We start from the raw sequence: 17,958 nt of genomic DNA, 5'->3' as shown, positions 1-17,958 counted from the left end.
GGGCCTTGGACAGGATATTGTCCCGACGGTTCGGCGGTCGCGTTCTCATGCCGAAACTCGGCAAGCCGGTGGGCCAGGCGAACCGATCCCGGATGGCGGTAGGGATACTCGGGCACCACGCGGTGCTGCCATTTGAACTCGGCGGTGGAAACCGGCGGAGAATTGGTTGAAAAGAGCAATCTCAATAATCGTGACCCTGGCCCTACTAGCGTGGGTCGCCAGCGACTCGCGCTGGAAGATGGTGGGCGATGCTTTCGCGAGCATCACGCCCGGCGCTTTCGCGGCCGTGGCGCTTGCGCTGTTCGTCACCTACGTGCTGCGCGCGCTGCGCGTCTGCGACGAGTTCCGCGAGGAGGTGCATGGCCGTTTCGGCGCCTGCCTGCGCGTCATTCTGATCCACAATGCGATGATCAACGTCGTGCCCTTCCGCGGCGGCGAGACGGCATTTCCCCTGCTCCTGCGCCAGGTCTTCGGCATACCGATCATGCGTGCCAGCGCCTCGCTGCTGTGGTTCAGGCTGCAGGACGCCTTCGTCGTCGGCGTGCTGGCCCTGGCTGTGTGGCCGGGCCTGCATCCGGCGATAAGAATCGCGGGCGTGGCCGCGGTAATCGCTGCCGCCTGGTACCTGCCGCGCTGGGCGCGTGCGCCGCATGACTGGGCAGGCCGCGGCAAGATCGTGGCGAAACTCGGCAGGCTGCGCGATGTCTTCACCGAGGCGACCGGCCGATCGCGTTATGGCTGGTGGTGGACGATCGCCAATTGGTCGCTGAAGCTCACTGTGCAGGGATGGTTGCTGGCAATGCTACTGGGGACATCCTTTTCGACCGCCTTTCCGGGCGTCGTCGGGGCCGAAGGCGCCGCCATACTACCGGTGCAAGGCGTCGCCGGCTTCGGCACCTACGAAGCGGGTGCAGCGGCGGCGCTGCTCACCTCCGGCGTTGCCATGAAGAGCGGCCTTCAGGCAGCGCTGGCATTGCATCTGTTCATCTTCTGCTCGGCAATCGCCACGGGTGCGATCGCCTGGCTGTTTCCCTCGAAATCGACACTGCCGGGGAACCCGGCCGTCGGCCCTGCAAGGAAGCCATCCCTATGAGCGTATTGCCCATCCCTGCTTCGGGACTGCCTGACGGCGCGGTGATGCCGGACCATACACTGTCCATCGTCGTGCCCATGTACAACGAGGCCGAAAACGTCGAACCGCTGCTGGTGCGGATTCACCAGGCGATGGAACGCTACGGCCAGCCGTGGGAGGTCGTGCTGGTCGATGACGGCAGCACCGACGCGACGGTGAGCGAGATCAGGCGCCTGGCGGCGCATTACGGCCCGCATGTGCATGCGGTCGAGCTGGTGCGCAACTACAAGCAAACCGCCGCGATGCAAGCCGGTATCGACGCAGCGCGCGGCGACGTCATCGCCACGATCGACGGCGACCTGCAAAATGATCCCTACGACATTCCGCGTATGGTCTACCGCCTGTTGAGCGAGGATCTCGACCTGGTGGTGGGCTGGCGCAAGGATCGCCAGGAAGGTTTTTTCATGCGCAGGCTGCCCTCGCGCATCGCCAACGCGCTGATCGCGCGCGTCACCGGGGTGCGCCTCAAGGACTATGGCTGCAGCCTCAAGGTCTATCGCGGCAACGTCATCCGCAGCGTCAAGCTCTATGGCGAGATGCACCGCTTCATCCCGGCATGGCTGGCCACCGTGACGACCCCCAGACGCATCGCGCAGGAAGTGGTGACGCATCACGCCCGCATCCATGGCCAATCCAAATACGGCATTTCGCGCACCTTCAGGGTCGTGCTCGATCTAGTCTTCATGTACTTCTTCATGCGTTATCGCACGCGGCCCGGGCACTTCTTCGGCGGCATCGGCATCGTGCTTGGCGCTCTGGGTTCGCTGATCCTTGCCTACCTGCTTTGCCTGAAGCTGCTTTTCGCCGAAGACATTGGAACGCGACCGATGCTGTTCACCGGCTTCTTCCTGCTCATCGCCGGGGTGCAGATGGTGACGTCGGGCGTACTGGCTGAAATGCTGGCACGGGTCTATCACGAAGCGAATGGAGCATCGGCCTATGTCGCGCGGCCACAGCCGGCGCGCAGTGACAATGACGGCTGGCTCCGCCCGCGCCGGGCATCATGAGGTGATCGGGACGCCATCGAGGCTCTCCGTCCCCAGCGTTGACCGGGGCAGTGGCTTCATCGATAGCTTGCTGGGAGGGATTTTGGTTTCAGGCCGACGGCGGACTGGCAGGGTTCATTGATCCCAGGAATGGCGGCCTGAGGGCAAGAGGCAAGGCGCAACGTCTGCGCCAACCTCTCGCCCTCGACTCGCGCCCCCTGGCGAAGACAAGAGCGGCGGATCCTTCATTCAAATCGCGCCGCCACTTTTAGGTCTGATGCTCTAGTAGCGCGAACGGCAGCTGGCGCGCTGGCCGAAACCGCTCGGGCCACAAATCCAAGGCGAACGGCCCAGGAAGGGGCCGCCATTGCCCAGACGGTAGGAGACCTTCACCGGCGCCGGCCTGCCGACACGCTGCGGCCGCACGAAGGCCGCATAGGCCTCCTCCCTCGTACGCGTCACCATGGTCGTCTGTGTGAGCGGCTTGCGGTTGAACAGATGCAGCCGCTTCTTCTTGACGTCGTGCACCTTCTTGCCGAGCGTATGCACCACGGACTTTGTGCCGATCGAGCTGGTCTTGGTCGCGTCCTTGCTCTGGCAACCTGAGAGTATCGAGATCAATGCAACGGCGGCAAATGCACAAGCATATTTCGTGCCGATCCTTGCCCTTCTTTCCATAACTTTGTTCATCATTGTCCCCTACCACGAATATAATTCGTTGCAGCGCGGAGATCTATTTGCTTTTTTGGCTTCCGCGCCACGCGAGCAGCCTATCGCCGCTCACATCATGGATTGTATATTAGGGGAAACTTATTAAAGATCATGCAAACGACACGATGAACGCGGCCTTTCGGCAATCGATCGGATATAATTAAAGTTTGATCTTTTGGGCTCGTGCCTGCAGCCGTTCCAGAGTGCCGGCCCGCTACGCGGACGCCTCCCAGCATTCAGCGCCGCGTTTCCCAACCTGGATCGAAGTAGAAATTGCGGCCACCGATGTTGCCCTGGCCTGCGCCGGAAACCACATAGGCGATGCGCACGATGCGCAGGCCACCGGCGCCCTGCTGCAGTCCGTAGACGCCTTCCATGCCGCGATCGTAGAAGCCCGCGGCGGGCACGATCAGCGCCAGCACGGCAAGCGACCCCTGAAAGGCGACTTTCGCCGCATTGGCGCGCAACGGAATCCTGTTTTCGATGACGTGCCTTACGACAATCACAACAACCAGCAGCCCGTAGAGGAAGGCGTTGAAGGCGGCGAACCAGTAGAAGCCCGTGGCATCGAAGGGGTGCTCAACGAGCAGGACAGGCAGTGCCGCGCCGATGGCCAGCGCCACATAGGGAGTGAGGGCGCGAGCCGGCAGAAGGTGCTTGGGGCCGCTGCCCTTGGGCGTGACGCGGAAATCGACGAATGATTTGGTCAGATAGTCGCGGATCGACGACAACGTGCCGGCCAGCACCCAAGGCCAACGCGCGAAGAAGAGGAACAGCGTGCCTTCCCAGCTGATCGTCTTGGCCGTCATCGGGCGCGAGAGGCCGAACGCCTTCAGCAGCATCACCAGGCCAACCAGCGCGACCGCGTTCGGCAGATAGTAGAACAAAAAGTCGAGATACATGACATTGGCGAAGTTGCGCCCGGTAGACAGCGCATAGACCGGCATGACGTACATCAGCAACGCAAAGACGGCGAACAGCGGATACCAGAGCTGGCAAAAGAGGAATTGGAATCTCAGCCGCGGCGACAGCTTTGGGAGATAGCTCGGCGAATATTCGAGCAGGATCGTCATCAGACTGCGCGACCACTGGAATTCCTGGGTGATGAGGTCGGCGAAGGTCTGCGGGCCATCGCCATGGGCGATGGCGTCGAGCGCATGCACGCCGTGCCATCCGGCCGCGTTGATCAACATGGAGGTGGAGTGATCTTCCGCCAGTTCAGGACCGAGACCGCCCGCCTGCTTCAGCGCCTTGGTCCGCACGGCATAATGCGAGCCGATGCAGAGCGGAGCTCCACCGCTCGTATGGCCGGACTGCAGCGGTCCGTGAAACATCCCTTCCGGAAACAGCCTGCCGCGCGCCGCCCAACTCTCGGCGGCGTTGTTGTCGCAGATGCTCGGCGCCGAGACATAGCCAACCGAGGGATCGGCGAAGGGAAACAGGATCTCCCTCAGATAGGTTGGCGTCGGTACATGGTCCGCATCCATCTGGGCGACGAAATCGTAACGCTCGTAGCCATAGTGGTCGTAGAAGAACGCCAAATTGCCTTCCTTGCAGCGCGTCCGGCGTGGCCATGTCGTGCGGTGATAGTCTTGCCTGCCGCGCCGCGTCGAAATCATCACGCCGTGAGCGTCGCACCAGCGAACTGTCTCTTCGGAGGGATCCTCGTCGGCCAGCCAGGTATCGTGCGGGTAATCCTGTGCCAGCATCGCTTCGAGCGTGCGCGCAACGACGGCAAACGGTTCGGAGGGGGCCTTGGTGACCACCATCGCGACCCGCGAACGCTTCGGGATCGTGTGAAGCTTGGACGGTTTTTTCGACGCATGCACGTTCAAGAGAAAGTACAACGGCATGAGCGTGAGCCATACCAGGATGAGTGTTGCGAACGTGTATGGCCCGAGATGTTCGACATGCTCCGGCTTCAGCCACCAGATCCAGAAAAACCCGAGTGTGCAGAACCAGAAAGCCAGCGCCAGTCTCAGGATCCATTGCTGAATGGCCGACAGCACGGGCACCAGAAAGGGCCCCTTCTGCGCAGTGACTGCCAGAGCCGCCTCAGATCGATGCGCCCGTCTGCTCTTATGGCCGACGACGCCATCATGCACGGAAGCACTCATACACTAACTCGCCCGCCACTTTGGGCTTCCGCCGACAAGGTGGCTGGAAGCTCCCAAAATCCCAGGATTAGAATTAGCTAATGCTTTCTTAGCGTCAACTAAATTAATTGTTTGTTGAATATGATTCTTGAGATTTGGTTAACCTTACGCTTATCGGGGGAGGAATAGCCGCTACCGAGCAGTCAGTCTGGCGGCGAGCCGGTAAACTCTTCGGTGCTGGAAATTCATCGACGGGTCGAGGCAGTCGGAGGGGATCCGGCCAAAGCCGTTAACCATGTTGCGGTCGTCAAGGTTAAGCAACCGTTAATTGTGCTTGACTCTTGGCCCTGACCGGCTCTTAAATTAGCCAGGGATGATATATCGGGATTTTGACGCGAATTTGTGAGTATCGCGGCGAACTTTCTCTCGAACGCCCCCTGTATAGGGGCTTGAGAGGTAATTTTGGGTGGCTCTGTGCCAGGTTCGCACATCCGCCAATGGGGTCGCTCCGAAATCCCGCAGATTCTGCCAAATAGAGCCGATCGGTTTTTGGGTAGTCGTGTCGATCAGGCATCGATGCGCACGGGCGAAGCTTTAACTTCCGAAAGAGGTTGGGGCCATGGGAGATCGACATGAAATACTCCACAGTAAAAGCACTCGCAATCGCGCTGGCATTGGGCGGAAGCGCCGCGTTCCCCACGGCAGGAGGCGCTGGCTCGGTAGCCGCGACGGACCCCGTCCAAACGAGCAGCGCCGCCTCGGCGTTCGGATCCTATGATCCCTACGGCGACTTCAGCGCCGACAAGAGTGCCAGCATCGAAGAGCTGTTCCTGCCTTGGGAAGACGTCGACCTGTCGACGCTGCCGCTTGCCGACGCCTATGCGCTTCAACGCGGACGTTCGCTGCTGATTACGGTTGAGCCGTGGACCTGGTCGAAGGACTGGCGCATCACCCCGCCCGAATTGCGCGACGGCATTTTGAGCGGCAAATATGACGCCAACATGCAGGCAATCTGCGGCCTGGTGGGACAGATGAAGAGCCCGGTGACCATTCGCTGGGCTCAGGAAATGGAAGACAAGAACGGCCGCTTCACTTGGGCCAACTGGGCTCCCAAGGACTGGATCTCCGCTTACAAGCGCGAGGTCGATATCTGCCGCAAGGCTGCCCCCGCCGCCAAGTATATGTGGTCGCCCAAGGGCGAAGAGGGTCTGGAAAAATACTACCCCGGCGACGACTATGTCGACGTCATCGGCCTGTCGGTGTTCGGTCTGCAGAAAAAGGACAATGACGAGGCCGGTCATGACCGTACCTTCGCTGAGCTGCTGAAGCCCGGCTATGACCGCGTTGCAGTGTTCAACAAGCCGATCGTCGTTGCGGAACTCGGCTATGTCGGAAAGCAGGACTATGTCTCGAAATGGCAGGAAGATTCCCGCAAATCCTACGCGGAGTTCCCGGCGCTGACTTCGGTCGTCTACTTCAACCAGAAGGAAGTGTGGCCGTGGCTGGGTGGCTATGGTCTGCCCGACTGGAGGGTGACCCAGCACGTCCTGCCGTAGACGCATCGTGCTGATCGATCTCGACGCGATCGGGATCGATTTCCAATCTCCTTGTTTGATCATGATCCATCTCGAACCAGCGGTTCGGGATGAGGGTTGAGGCGTAGCGTAAATCAGTCTGTGGAGAAGTTTCGTGAAACGGGTAGTGGGAAATTATCTCGGAGCGGCATTCGCCTGCTCCGTTCTTGTTCTTGCCTTTCAGGTTCCTGCGACGGCCAAGACGGCGACAAGGATCGCCGAGCAGGCGCAAAAAGCCACAGTCGTTCCTGACGAAGGCGTCTACCAGATTTATCAGAACCATTCGTGGCTGTGGGGCAAGAAGGGCGCCGGGTTCTTTGCCGTCAAGCAGAGGCAGTTCGATGCCTGGACTCACGACAAGGGCAAGTCGGGCTATGGCGACGGCATGTGGTTCATTCCCGGCGGCGGCAAGCTCTGCTACCGCGCGCAATGGCATGGCTCCTGGGGGGTGAAGGGCTCGATGACCTGCTTCGAGCATCGCCAAGTGGGCGAGGTTATCTACAAGCGTAAATCGCCTGATGGCGAATGGTACGTTTTCAAGAGCCCGCGTCGAAACCGGTCGGACGAGTCGATGAAATTGAAATACGGCGACTATGTCACAACGAAAATGAACCGGATCAAGGCAAAGCAGTAGATATTGTCGTGACGCGGCACAGGTCAAGCAGGTCGCCTGAACGTTCAGGCGACCTGCTTAAGCCTTGCGCTCCCAGCGGCGATCTGGCGTCTGTTGCCAGTAGGTGACGGCGTGGCCAGCGCTCTTCATCACCTTCCAGTGCCCTCGCGCCGCCTCGAGCTGGGCGGCATCGTGGCCATCGAACAGGAACACCGCGCGCTCGTAGCCGCCAAGGTCAGGCGGCACCGCACCGTCGACCAGGAACCTAATCTTGGCGTCGTTGGGATTGCCGTCGCCGGTGGTCAACAGAATCGGCTGTTCACCGGGATGAGCCTCACGATCGGTTGCGTGCGCCAGGAACGAATCGTCGCGGAAGGTCCACAGATGCTGGTCGAGCGCATCGCGGCGTTCCTCGGTGCCTGTCTGCACCACGGCGCGCCAGCCACGGTCGACGCTGCGCTCCAGGAGGCCTGGCAGCGCATCCTCCAACGTCGATTCGGTCAGGTGGTAGAACAGGACGTCGGCCATCGCTTCAGCCTATAGTGATTGAACCCGTTCACTGCTCATAATTATCGCGCACCAGCCGGTCGAGCAGCCTGACGCCGAAACCGGAACCCCAGGACTGGTTGATCTCGTTCGACGGCGCCCCCATCGCCGTGCCGGCAATGTCGAGATGAGCCCATGGCGTTTCCTTGACGAAGCGCTGCAGAAACTGCGCCGCAATGGTGGCGCCGCCAAAACGGCCGCCGATGTTCTTCATGTCGGCGTTCTTGGAATCGATGAGCTTGTCGTATTCGGCACCGAGCGGCATGCGCCACAGCCGTTCCTGCGTCGCCTGCCCCGCCGCCGACAACTTTTCGGCCAGCTCGTCATTGTTGGAAAACAGGCCGGCATAATGTTGGCCGAGCGCCACCATGATGGCGCCGGTCAGCGTCGCCAGATTGACCATGAATTTCGGCTGGAAGCGGTCGTTGCAGTACCACAACGCATCGGCCAGCACGAGGCGGCCCTCGGCATCGGTATTGAGCACCTCGATGGTCTGGCCCGACATCGAAGTGACGATATCACCGGGACGCTGGGCATGACCGTCGACAGCATTTTCGACCAGTCCGATGATACCGACGACATTGGCTTTCGCCTTGCGGGCCGCCAGCGCATGCATCAAGCCGGTGACGGCGGCGGCACCGCCCATGTCGCCCTTCATATCCTCCATGCCCGAGGCCGGCTTTATGGAATTGCCGCCGGTGTCGAAAGTGACGCCCTTGCCGACGAAGGCGATCGGCCTGTCCTTCGGCTTGCCGCCGTTCCACTGCATGATCGCCATGCGGGCGCCGCGCGGCGAGCCTTGCGCGACACCGAGCAGCGAGCCCATGCCGAGCTTCTTCATTTCCTTCTCAGCCAATATCTCGACCTTGACGCCTAGCGCCTCGAGTTCCTTGGCGCGGGCAGCGAACTCGACCGGTCCAAGCACGTTTGCCGGTTCGTTGACGAGGTCGCGCGCCAGCAGGACGCCGTCTATCACCGCCTCGGCATCGGCGAAGGCCTTCTTCGCAGCGGCCGGATCGGCGGTGTGGATGGTCACCTTGACCGGCTTCTTCGGCTCTGCCTTGCTGTCGTCCTTGTCCTTCCTGGTCTTGTACTTATCGAAGGAATAGCTGCGCAGGAGAATGCCCGCGGCAAGGTTTGCCGCATCCTTCGCACTCGGCGAGGCGCCGGCCACATCGAGGACCACCGCCACTTCGGTCGCCTTGCGCAGCGACGCGGCAACGGTGCCGCCAAGCTTCAGCCACGCATATTCGTCCAGTCCCGACACCTTGCCGGTGCCTATCGCCACGAGTCTGTCGAGCGACGCTCCCTGCGGCGCCAGAACTTCCACCGTGCTGGCGAACTTGCCCATGAACTCAGCCACGGGAAAGGCCCGCTCCAATGTCTTGCCGGGATCGCCGGCCTTGGCGACGTCACTCAGGCCGCCCTCATCCGCCGCGAACACGAAGACAGTGCCCTTCTTGTTTACCGCGCTCTGGGACCCGGAAAATTTGGCGAAGGCGATCGACGGTCTTTGATTCATCATGTCCTGCTTTCAGGGAATGCGCGACTTTTGGGGAAGCGGTTCGAAACGATGCGCGACATTTGGTCGTTTTCCGGCATTTGGCAAGACTTTGCCGAATTGGCATCCCATATGACCTATGGAATCGATGACGATTCGTCGCGGCACGGCCCCGCTTTTTGCCGCAACCTGTTGTTAACCATCGATGTTCGCCCTTTCTTATCCATTCCCGCCGACACTCCGCCCAGCCGGGGGGCGTAATGTGGGACAGAACCCGGATCGACCATCTGATGGAGCCAGTTGTGCAGGCGCTGCCGGACAGCTACCTTGTTCGGTGGCATGATGCCGTTCGAAAAAATCGAGAAAAGCCTTCATGAAGGTCGTTGAACGCTACATCATGCGCCGCGCTTTCGTGGTCTTCATGGCCGCTCTTGTGTGGACGCTGGCGATCGTGTGGACGACACAGGTGCTGGCAAAGATCGATCTGGTGACAGACAGCGGCCAGTCGGCGTTGACCTTCTTCGAAGTCGCCGCCCTCATCCTTCCGTCGATCATCCCGATCGTGGTGCCTTTTGCGCTGGTGGTGGCAGTCGCACAGACACTCAGTGTGATGAATTCGGATTCCGAACTCGCCGTCGTCAACGCCGCGGGGGCCTCGCGCTGGACGATCGTACGGCCGATCATGTTGCTGGCGCTCGCCGCCGCCGTTTTTTCCTTTGCCGTCGACAACGGCATCGACCCTTACGCACGGCAGAAGAACCGGGCACTGGTGGCCTCGTCGCGCGCGGATCTGTTGTCGCTGATCATCCAGGAAGGCACCTTCCGCAAGATTGACGACGGGCTGTTCCTGCAGATCGGTGAGCGCCTTCCCGACAACCGGCTGGGTGGCATTTTCGTCGCCGATTCGCGCGAGGAAGGCGTCAACCTCGTCTACTACGCCAAGACCGGCAGCATCGTCGAACGCGGCGGTGAAAAGGTGCTGATGATGAATGACGGCGTCATCCATCGCAAAACGCTGACCGGCGATCTCTCCGTCATCCGCTTTACCTCCTATGCCTTCGACATGTCGGCCTTCATGGCGGCGGCTTCGGCGGTGACGCTCCTGCCCAAGGACCAGACGACGCAGTACCTGCTCAACCCGGGCGCCAACGACAAGTACTATCAGCAGAACCCCTACGAATACCGGGCCGAGGTCAACCAACGGTTCTCGGAATGGACCTATTCCATGGTTTTCGCGCTGATCGCGCTTGCGGTCGCCGGGGATGCGCGCTCGCACCGCGAGGCGCGCGTCAATCCGCTGATCACGGCGATCACGATATCGCTGTTCGTGCGTTGGCTGGGCTTTTTTGCCGCCAGCAAGGCGGATGAGGTCCCGCAATATGCGTATATGGTCTATGGCGTGCCGATCGTGGCTTCCGCGGTGGCGATCTGGTTCATCGTCTCCAACCGAACACTGGAACTGCCGGTGACCTGGGCGGACTGGATGACAAACTTCGCCACGCGCATCGCTGACAGCTGGAATGCTTTCAAATTGCGTTTGTCCAGGCGCGGCGCATCAGGGCAAGGGGTCGGCTGATGGGCTGGACACTGGGCCGCTACTTCTTCTTCCGCTATGTGACGATCACCATCTGGTTCTTCATCGGCCTCCTGGCATTGGTGTTCCTGATCGACTTCACCGAGCTGTCCGGCCGCACCACCGGCCTGCCCGGCTTCACCTACGGCACGGCGGTAGCCATTTCAGGCCTCCGTATGCCGATGATCATGCTGCAGACGGTGCCGTTCGTCGGTCTCTTCTCGGCGATGGCCACGCTGGTGTCGCTGAACCGGCGCTACGAGCTGGTCATCGCCCGTTCCGCCGGTGTTTCCGCCTGGCAGTTCCTCTTGCCCTGCTGTATCGGAGCCTTGCTGTTCGGCGTCCTGTCGGTTGGCGTCATCAATCCACTCGCCGCGCACGCATTCTCCTGGTCCGAGCAGATCGAAACCCAGCTGCGTTCCGGCAAATCGAATACGGTCTCGGCCGATGCCGCGCCCTGGATCCGGCAGAAAACCAGTTCGGGCGACACCATCATCGGTGCGCGGGCCATCCTGAACCAGGGCCTGGAAATGGCCGATGTCGTATTTTTCATTCTCGACCCGCAAGGCAACATCGTCGAGCGCAAGGACGCCGCCCGTGCCTTCCTGCGCGACGGCTATTGGGAATTGCAGGACGTCAAGACATTCCAGAACGGCACGATCCAGGCATCGGCAACCGATCGCGTACCGACCAATCTAAAGCCCGAATTCGTGCAAGAGCGGCTGGCGCGCCCCGAAACCATCCCCTTCTATGACCTGCCCGGAAAGGTCGAGGTTGCCCGCTCCTTCGGCCTCAAGGCAAATGCTTTTGCCATGCAGTTTGATTCGCTCGTGGCGTTGCCGTTCCTTCTCGTCGCCATGACGCTGATCGCGGCAACGGTTTCAATGCGATTTGCTAGGATGGGGCAGTCGGCGACGATGATTCTGGGTGGCATCATCGCTGGCTTTCTGCTTTATGTCGTTTCGGTGCTGGTGAAGGCATTCGGCGTGGCGGGATTCGTGCCGACTGTCGTAGCCGCCTGGGTACCGGTCATGGTGGCTATGTTCTTCGGGGTGACTTTCCTGCTATACAAGGAAGACGGCTAGTGAGGGAGGCGTTTTTGCCCAGCAACAGGCAGGCCGGTTTGGCGCGCCTCTATGCGGCGACCGCCTTGGCGTGCGTGCTTGCCTACGCCGTTCCGGCACCGGCGCTTGCGCAGGACGTCGGCGACATGGCGACATCGGTTCCGGCCGGCTCGCAAATGCTGCTGGCGGCCGATACGCTGGTCTACAACAACGACAACCAGACCGTGACCGCCGTCGGCGGTGTGCAGATCGACTATGGTGGCAATCGCCTTGTCGCCCAGCGCGTCGAATACAACCGCAACACCAAGCGGATGGTCGCGAGCGGCAACGTCGAAGTCATCAACAGCGACGGCACCAAGATCAATTCGCAACATATCGACATCACCGATGACTTCGCCGACGGCTTCGTCAACGCGTTGCGGGTCGAGACCATCGACAAGGCCTATTTCGCCGCCGAAAGCGCCGAACGCATGGGCGGCGTGCTGACCACCTTCCACAATGGCGTCTACACCGCCTGCGAGCCGTGCGAGGATAAGCCGGATAAAGCGCCGACCTGGCGCGTCAAGGCCAAGAAGATCATCTGGAACGGCGAGAAGAAGACGGTTCGCTTCGAGAATGCGAATTTCGAGTTCTTCGGTTTTCCGCTTGCTTATCTGCCTGCATTCGAAATTGCCGACCCGACGGTGAAGCGCAAGAGCGGCTTCCTGATCCCGAGCATCATCTACAAGAGCGATCTCGGCGTCGGCGTGAAAGTCCCCTATTATCTCGCATTGGCGCCGACCTACGACCTGACCGTCACCGGCACCGGCTATACCAAGCAGGGCTTCCTCGGTGAGGCCGAGTGGCGTCAGCGCTTCGACAATGGCGAGTACAGCTTGAAGATCGCCGGGATACACCAGCAGAATCCCGACGCCTTCCTCGACACCACTGCCTTCCCATCCAGCTCTGGCCACAACGTCAATTCGGGCAGCGCCGGCGATCCCAACAAATTCCGCGGCATGATGGGTACCCAGGGGCAGTTCGCCATCAACTCACGCTGGAACTTCGGCTGGGACGTGCTGCTGCAGACCGACAAGAACTTCTCGAACACCTACGGCATCGACAAGTACAATAGCAGCGTCCACCAGTCGTCGGTCTACTTGACGGGTCTCAACGGCCGCAACTATTTCGACGTGCGCGCCATGCATTTCGATGTGCAGGAAGATACGCCTGACGACAATATCTCTGCGCGAAGCGGACAACAGCCCTGGGTGCTGCCGTCGCTCGATTACGCCTATATTCCTGATGCCTCGGTGGCCGGCGGCCAGCTGTCCCTCAATGTCAACGCGCGTGTCATCCGCCGCGACGATGTCGACGAGACCTTCGTCCAGCCCTACAATGCCCTCACTCCCACACAGCGCGTCCGCGGCATCGAAGGCGAATCGGGCCGTCTCACCGCCGAGGCCGAGTGGAAGCGGAGTTTCGTCACAGATGACGGACTGGTGCTAACGCCGTTGCTCGCGCTGCAGGGCGATGTGGATTACCTCAACGCATCGTCGGCTTCGCTAGACGCCATCGACCGAATGGCAACGCATTTGGGCGAGCAGGACGATATGCGCTCGTCATTTGCCCGTTACATGGCAACCGCGGGCCTTGAGATGCGTTGGCCGGTGCTGTTTTCCATGGCCAGCGGGTCCAGCCATGTCATCGAGCCAATGGCGCAGGTCTTCATGCGTCCGAACGAGCAATATGTCGGCGGCCTCTCAGTGCCCAACGAAGACGCCCAAAGCATGGTCTTCGACGCGACCACCTTGTTCGAGCGCGACAAGTTCTCCGGTTACGACCGCGTCGAAGGCGGTTCGCGCGCCAATGTCGGCCTCCGCTATTCCGGCTCGTACAACAATGGCTGGGGTACCAATGCCATTTTCGGCCAATCCTATCAGATCGGCGGCGAGAACTCTTTCGCCGCGCCGGATCTGGTCAATGTCGGCGCCAATTCCGGCCTCGACACGACCAAGTCCGACTATGTCGGCCTGTTCGGCATCAACAGCCCCAACGGCTTCGCGGCCTCGGTCAGCGGCCGTTTCGACGAACAGAGTTTCGAGGTCCGCCGTGCCGAGTTGAAGGCCGCCTATTCCGGCCTGCCTGTGTCGCTGAGCGCCAAATACGCGTTCATCCAGGCCCAGCCGCTGTACGGTTTCACGGAAGACCGTCACGAAGTCACACTTGGTGCATCCACGCATCTGGCCGAAAACTGGCGCGTCTTCGGCACAGGAACCTACGACCTGCAGCAAAGCCTGCTGGTCAAGGACGGTGTCGGCTTCGCCTACAACGATTCCTGCTTCACTTATCTGATGACCTACTCGCAGTCGCGCGATCTGAACACCAGGGAGGTGTCGCAGACCATCGGCTTCAATCTGTCGTTCCGCACCCTCGGCGAATTCGGCTCGTCGACCAGTGCCATCGACACGATCCAGTAACAATCGGCGACATCGTTTCGCCGCATAGGGCTGGCACGGATTTCGCGCACCTGGAAAGATGAAATTGGGCGGGACCGGGATAGAATTGGGATACCAACGATGAGGAAATACCTCTTTTCAGCAGGTTTCGCGTTGCTCGTGGCGGCGACGTCCGTGTCGATCACTGCAATGACGCCGCCGGCTTTCGCCAGCGAGATCAAATACGTCGTCAACAACATTCCGGTCACCACCGGCGACATAGCCCATCGCGCCGCCTTCCTGAAGCTGCAGCGCAAGAAGGGCGATGCCGGCCAGGAAATGATCGACCAGACGCTTCGTATGGCCGAGGCCAAGCGGCTTGGCATCCGCATCAGCGACGCACAAGTCGAGGCGGCGTATCAGCGCTTTGCCTCGAGCAACAAGATGCAGCTCAGCCAGCTTGACGGCGTCATGGAGAAGTCAGGCGTCACCAAGAGCCACTTCAAGGAATTCATCCGCGCCCAGATGGCCTGGAACCAGGCTTTGAGCGCGCGCTACCGTTCTGGCGACGGCACCGGTGCCGTCAGCGAGCAGGATCTCGTGAGGAAGATGCTCGAAAAAGGCGGCGCCAAACCGAGCGCCACCGAATACATGCTGCAGCAGGTCATCTTCGTGGTGCCGGCAGCTGAACGCAGCGCGACGCTGGGCAAACGCAAGCGCGAGGCCGACGCCATGCGCGCCCGCTTCAACGGCTGCAAAACGACGCGCGAATTCGCCAAGGGCCTGATCGACGTCACCGTTCGGGATCTGGGCCGGGTGCTGGCGCCGCAGCTGCCGCCGGACTGGGCCGAGCAGATCAAGGCGACCAAAGTCGGCGGTGCCACCGCCACGCGCGAAACCGAACGCGGCGTCGAATTCATCGGCATCTGCTCGTCGCGCGAAGTGTCCGACGACAAGGTCGCCCAGATGGCGTTTCAGGCCGAAGGCTCCGGCGGCGACAAGGATGCCGACGCGCTCAGCAAGAAATATGTCGACGAGCTGAAGGCAAAAGCCCGCATCGTCAAGCGCTGACGTGAGCAACGCAGTGACTGCGCTCGCGTTGAGCGCCGGCGATCCGTCCGGCATTGGGCCGGAGATCGCCATCGCCGCCTTTATGGCGCGCGAAGCTGCCGCCCTGCCCCCCTTCTACCTGCTCGCCGATCCGGCGCTGATCGCCTCCCGGGCGCGCCTGCTCGGCATTTCGCTGCCGGTCGTCGAAACGACATCAGCGCAAGCGGCGCAGGTCTTTGCCCGCGCCTTGCCGATCGTTCCACTGACTGCCCGCTGCATCGACAGTCCCGGCCGGCCGGATCCGGCCAATGCGGCCGCCACCATCGAGGCCATCGACCGCGCCGTCGCCGATTGCCTTGCCGGCGAAGCCTCGGCCGTGGTCACCTGCCCCATCGCCAAGAAGCCGCTCTACGACGCCGGCTTTCGCTTCCCCGGCCACACCGAGTATCTGGCGCATCTGGCGGCCCGGCACAGCGGCGTCGAGGCGATGCCGGTGATGATGCTGGCAGGACCCGACCTGCGCACCGTTCCCGTCACCATCCACATCGCGCTGGCCGAGGTGCCGAAGGCACTGACCACCGAGCTGATCGTCGCCACCGCGCGCATCACCGCCGCCGACCTTACCGGCCGCTTCGGCATCGCCAAGCCACGGCTGGCGATTGCCGGGCTCAACCCGCATGCCGGCGAAGGCGGCGCCATGGGCCTCGAGGACGAGCGGATCGTGCGCCCGGCGGTCGACATCCTGCGTGCCGATGGCATCGACGCTTTCGGCCCTTTGCCGGCCGACACGTTGTTCCATGTCCGGGCGCGGGCGGGCTACGACGCGGCCCTTTGCATGTATCACGACCAGGCGCTGATCCCGGCCAAGGCGCTGGCTTTCGACGAGGCGGTCAATGTCACGCTCGGCCTGCCCTTCATCCGCACCTCGCCCGACCACGGCACGGCCTTCGACATCGCCGGCAAGGGTGTGGCGCGGCCCGACAGCCTGATAGCGGCGCTGAAGCTTGCCCGGCGGCTGGCCGACACGAACACGAAGGCGGTTGCGGTATGAGATCTCGGGCATGAGCATCGACGGGCTGCCGCCGCTGCGCGAGGTGATCGAGCGTCATGGGCTGCAGGCAAAGAAGGCGCTCGGCCAGAATTTCCTGCTCGACCTCAACCTCACCGGCAAGATCGCGCGCACCGCCGGCGACTTGTCCGATGCAACCGTGATCGAGGTCGGTCCCGGTCCCGGCGGGCTGACCCGCGCCCTGCTTTCCAACGGCGCGCGTCACGTCATCGCCATCGAGCGTGACGAACGTTGCCTGGCTGCTCTTGCCGAAGTGTCCGACCACTATCCCGGCCGTCTGGAGGTTGTTTCCGGCGATGCGCTGAAGACGGATTTCACAGGCCTTGCCAGTCGAGCGACCGGCAATGGCGGCCCGGTCAAGATCGTGGCCAACCTGCCCTACAATATCGGCACGGAGCTGCTGGTGCGCTGGTTGACGGTCAGCGACTGGCCGCCTTTCTACACCTCGATGACTTTGATGTTCCAGCGCGAGGTGGCCGAGCGCATCGTCGCGCCTGCCGGCAGCGACAGCTATGGCCGGCTGGGGGTTCTTGCCGGCTGGCGGACGGAGGCGAGGATCGCCTTCGACGTACCGCCACAGGCATTCACGCCGCCGCCAAAGGTCACCTCCTCGGTGGTGCATCTGGTGCCGCGCCCGACGCCCCTGCCCGCCGAGGTGAAGAAACTCGGCCGCGTCACAGAAGCCGCTTTCGGCCAACGTCGCAAGATGCTGCGGCAGAGCGTGAAAAACCTCGGCGGCGAGGCCCTGCTCGAACGCGCCGGCATCGATCCGACACGCCGCGCCGAGACGCTCAGCGTCGAGGAATTCGTGCGGCTGACCAATGCCGTGTAGCTCTCTTCTCCCCGTTTACGGGGAGAAGATGCCGGCAGGCAGATGAGGGGGCAGCACGAACCTTGAAATGCCAGCACCGCCCCTCATCCGGCCCTTCGGGCCACCTTCTCCCCGTGAACGGGGCGAAGGAAGAGGTCTCAGCCCGTCTTCTCGTCCAACAGTCCAGAGACGAAATCGAACAGGCCTGGCCGGCGGTCGCGTCTTAGCCGCTCGGCGACGACGATGCCGCGCACTTCGGCGAAGGCGCGGTCAAGGTCATCATTGACGATGACGAAATCATATTCCTTCCAGTGCTCGATCTCGTTGCGGGCGTTTTTCAGCCGCGTCTCGATCACCGCCTCCTGGTCTTCAGCGCGACGTTTCAGCCGCGCCTTCAACTCCTTCATCGATGGCGGCAGGATGAAGATCGAGACAATGTCGGCGCGCATCTTCTCCTTGAGCTGCTGGGCGCCTTGCCAGTCGATGTCGAACAGCATGTCGCGCCCCTCGGACAGCGCCAGTTCGGCCGGTTCGCGCGGCGTCGCATAGCAATTGCCATGCACCTCGGCCCACTCCAGCAGCGCGTCGGAATCACGAAGCCGCTCGAATTCGCGCATCGTCCGAAAATGATAGTGGACGCCTTCGATCTCGCTTCCACGGCGCGGCCTGGTGGTGACCGAGACCGACAGTTCGAGGCTGGAATCGCTTTCCAGAAGATTGCGCGCGATCGTCGACTTGCCGGCGCCGGACGGCGACGACAGGACGAGCATCAGGCCCCGGCGGCGTATGCGGGACCCCAAATCCTTGGCAACCAT

The 17,958-nt window shown here is 61.8% G+C and carries 15 protein-coding genes; 10 read left to right on the top strand and 5 right to left on the bottom strand.

Annotation, left to right across the window (positions count from 1 at the left end; translation table 11 throughout):
- The first annotated feature begins 166 nt into the window (after positions 1-166).
- The gene (locus AC0L3E_RS12970; protein WP_473604899.1) at positions 167-1,093 is read left to right on the top strand and encodes a lysylphosphatidylglycerol synthase domain-containing protein; all 927 of its coding nucleotides are present in this window, start codon (positions 167-169) and stop codon (positions 1,091-1,093) included.
- A gap of 44 nt (positions 1,094-1,137) precedes the next feature.
- A complete protein-coding gene (locus AC0L3E_RS12965; protein WP_473604914.1) occupies positions 1,138-2,139 on the top strand; it encodes a glycosyltransferase family 2 protein in 1,002 nt (333 codons plus the stop codon).
- A 261-nt stretch (positions 2,140-2,400) separates the two neighbouring features.
- Here the strand turns inward: AC0L3E_RS12965 and AC0L3E_RS12960 are convergent, their stop codons facing one another.
- Positions 2,401-2,808, bottom strand: a complete 408-nt coding sequence (locus tag AC0L3E_RS12960; protein ID WP_256745637.1) for a hypothetical protein — start codon at positions 2,806-2,808, stop codon at positions 2,401-2,403.
- A 257-nt stretch (positions 2,809-3,065) separates the two neighbouring features.
- Positions 3,066-4,946 carry a glycosyltransferase family 2 protein gene (locus AC0L3E_RS12955; protein WP_473604898.1) on the bottom strand — a complete coding sequence of 627 codons (1,881 nt, stop codon included), beginning with the start codon at positions 4,944-4,946 and terminating at the stop codon, positions 3,066-3,068.
- 611 nt (positions 4,947-5,557) lie between these two features.
- On the opposite strand from AC0L3E_RS12955, the gene AC0L3E_RS12950 reads away from it, so the two are divergent.
- Positions 5,558-6,481, top strand: coding sequence for a glycoside hydrolase family 26 protein (locus AC0L3E_RS12950; RefSeq protein ID WP_127319805.1), 924 nt, complete (start codon positions 5,558-5,560; stop codon positions 6,479-6,481).
- A gap of 133 nt (positions 6,482-6,614) precedes the next feature.
- On the top strand, positions 6,615-7,133 hold the full coding sequence (locus AC0L3E_RS12945) for a DUF995 domain-containing protein (RefSeq protein WP_473604897.1): 519 nt from the start codon (positions 6,615-6,617) through the stop codon (positions 7,131-7,133).
- Positions 7,134-7,190: 57 nt separating this feature from the next.
- Here the strand turns inward: AC0L3E_RS12945 and AC0L3E_RS12940 are convergent, their stop codons facing one another.
- Together AC0L3E_RS12940 and AC0L3E_RS12935 are read right to left on the bottom strand one after the other, a co-directional pair.
- Positions 7,191-7,640: a DNA polymerase III subunit chi gene (locus AC0L3E_RS12940; RefSeq protein WP_023813773.1), complete on the bottom strand. Its 450-nt coding sequence runs from the start codon at positions 7,638-7,640 to the stop codon at positions 7,191-7,193.
- 28 nt (positions 7,641-7,668) lie between these two features.
- The gene (locus AC0L3E_RS12935) at positions 7,669-9,180 is read right to left on the bottom strand and encodes a leucyl aminopeptidase (RefSeq protein ID WP_128308106.1); all 1,512 of its coding nucleotides are present in this window, start codon (positions 9,178-9,180) and stop codon (positions 7,669-7,671) included.
- Positions 9,181-9,532: 352 nt separating this feature from the next.
- Between AC0L3E_RS12935 and lptF the strand changes: the two genes are divergently transcribed.
- From lptF to rsmA, 6 genes are all read left to right on the top strand, one after another.
- Positions 9,533-10,735 carry an LPS export ABC transporter permease LptF gene (gene lptF, locus AC0L3E_RS12930; protein WP_127267686.1) on the top strand — a complete coding sequence of 401 codons (1,203 nt, stop codon included), beginning with the start codon at positions 9,533-9,535 and terminating at the stop codon, positions 10,733-10,735.
- Positions 10,732-11,817 (top strand): LPS export ABC transporter permease LptG, encoded by a 1,086-nt coding sequence (gene lptG / locus AC0L3E_RS12925; RefSeq protein WP_031213741.1) that lies wholly within the window; start codon positions 10,732-10,734, stop codon positions 11,815-11,817. The genes lptF and lptG overlap by 4 nt, the downstream gene beginning before the upstream one ends.
- Complete coding sequence (locus tag AC0L3E_RS12920) at positions 11,817-14,255, top strand: LPS-assembly protein LptD (RefSeq protein ID WP_473604896.1); 2,439 nt, start codon at positions 11,817-11,819, stop codon at positions 14,253-14,255. Before lptG ends, AC0L3E_RS12920 begins: the two co-directional genes overlap by 1 nt.
- A gap of 99 nt (positions 14,256-14,354) precedes the next feature.
- Positions 14,355-15,284: a peptidylprolyl isomerase gene (locus tag AC0L3E_RS12915; RefSeq protein ID WP_127321184.1), complete on the top strand. Its 930-nt coding sequence runs from the start codon at positions 14,355-14,357 to the stop codon at positions 15,282-15,284.
- A 1-nt stretch (position 15,285) separates the two neighbouring features.
- Complete coding sequence (pdxA, locus tag AC0L3E_RS12910; protein ID WP_127268605.1) at positions 15,286-16,314, top strand: 4-hydroxythreonine-4-phosphate dehydrogenase PdxA; 1,029 nt, start codon at positions 15,286-15,288, stop codon at positions 16,312-16,314.
- Positions 16,315-16,324: 10 nt separating this feature from the next.
- Positions 16,325-17,164, top strand: coding sequence for a 16S rRNA (adenine(1518)-N(6)/adenine(1519)-N(6))-dimethyltransferase RsmA (gene rsmA / locus AC0L3E_RS12905; RefSeq protein WP_473604895.1), 840 nt, complete (start codon positions 16,325-16,327; stop codon positions 17,162-17,164).
- 137 nt (positions 17,165-17,301) lie between these two features.
- On the opposite strand, the gene gmk is transcribed toward rsmA, so the two are convergent.
- Positions 17,302-17,958 (bottom strand): guanylate kinase, encoded by a 657-nt coding sequence (gene gmk, locus AC0L3E_RS12900; protein WP_013532512.1) that lies wholly within the window; start codon positions 17,956-17,958, stop codon positions 17,302-17,304.

The organism is Mesorhizobium sp. WSM4822 (assembly GCF_055811155.1).
This window is presented reverse-complemented; position numbering and strand designations above follow the sequence as displayed.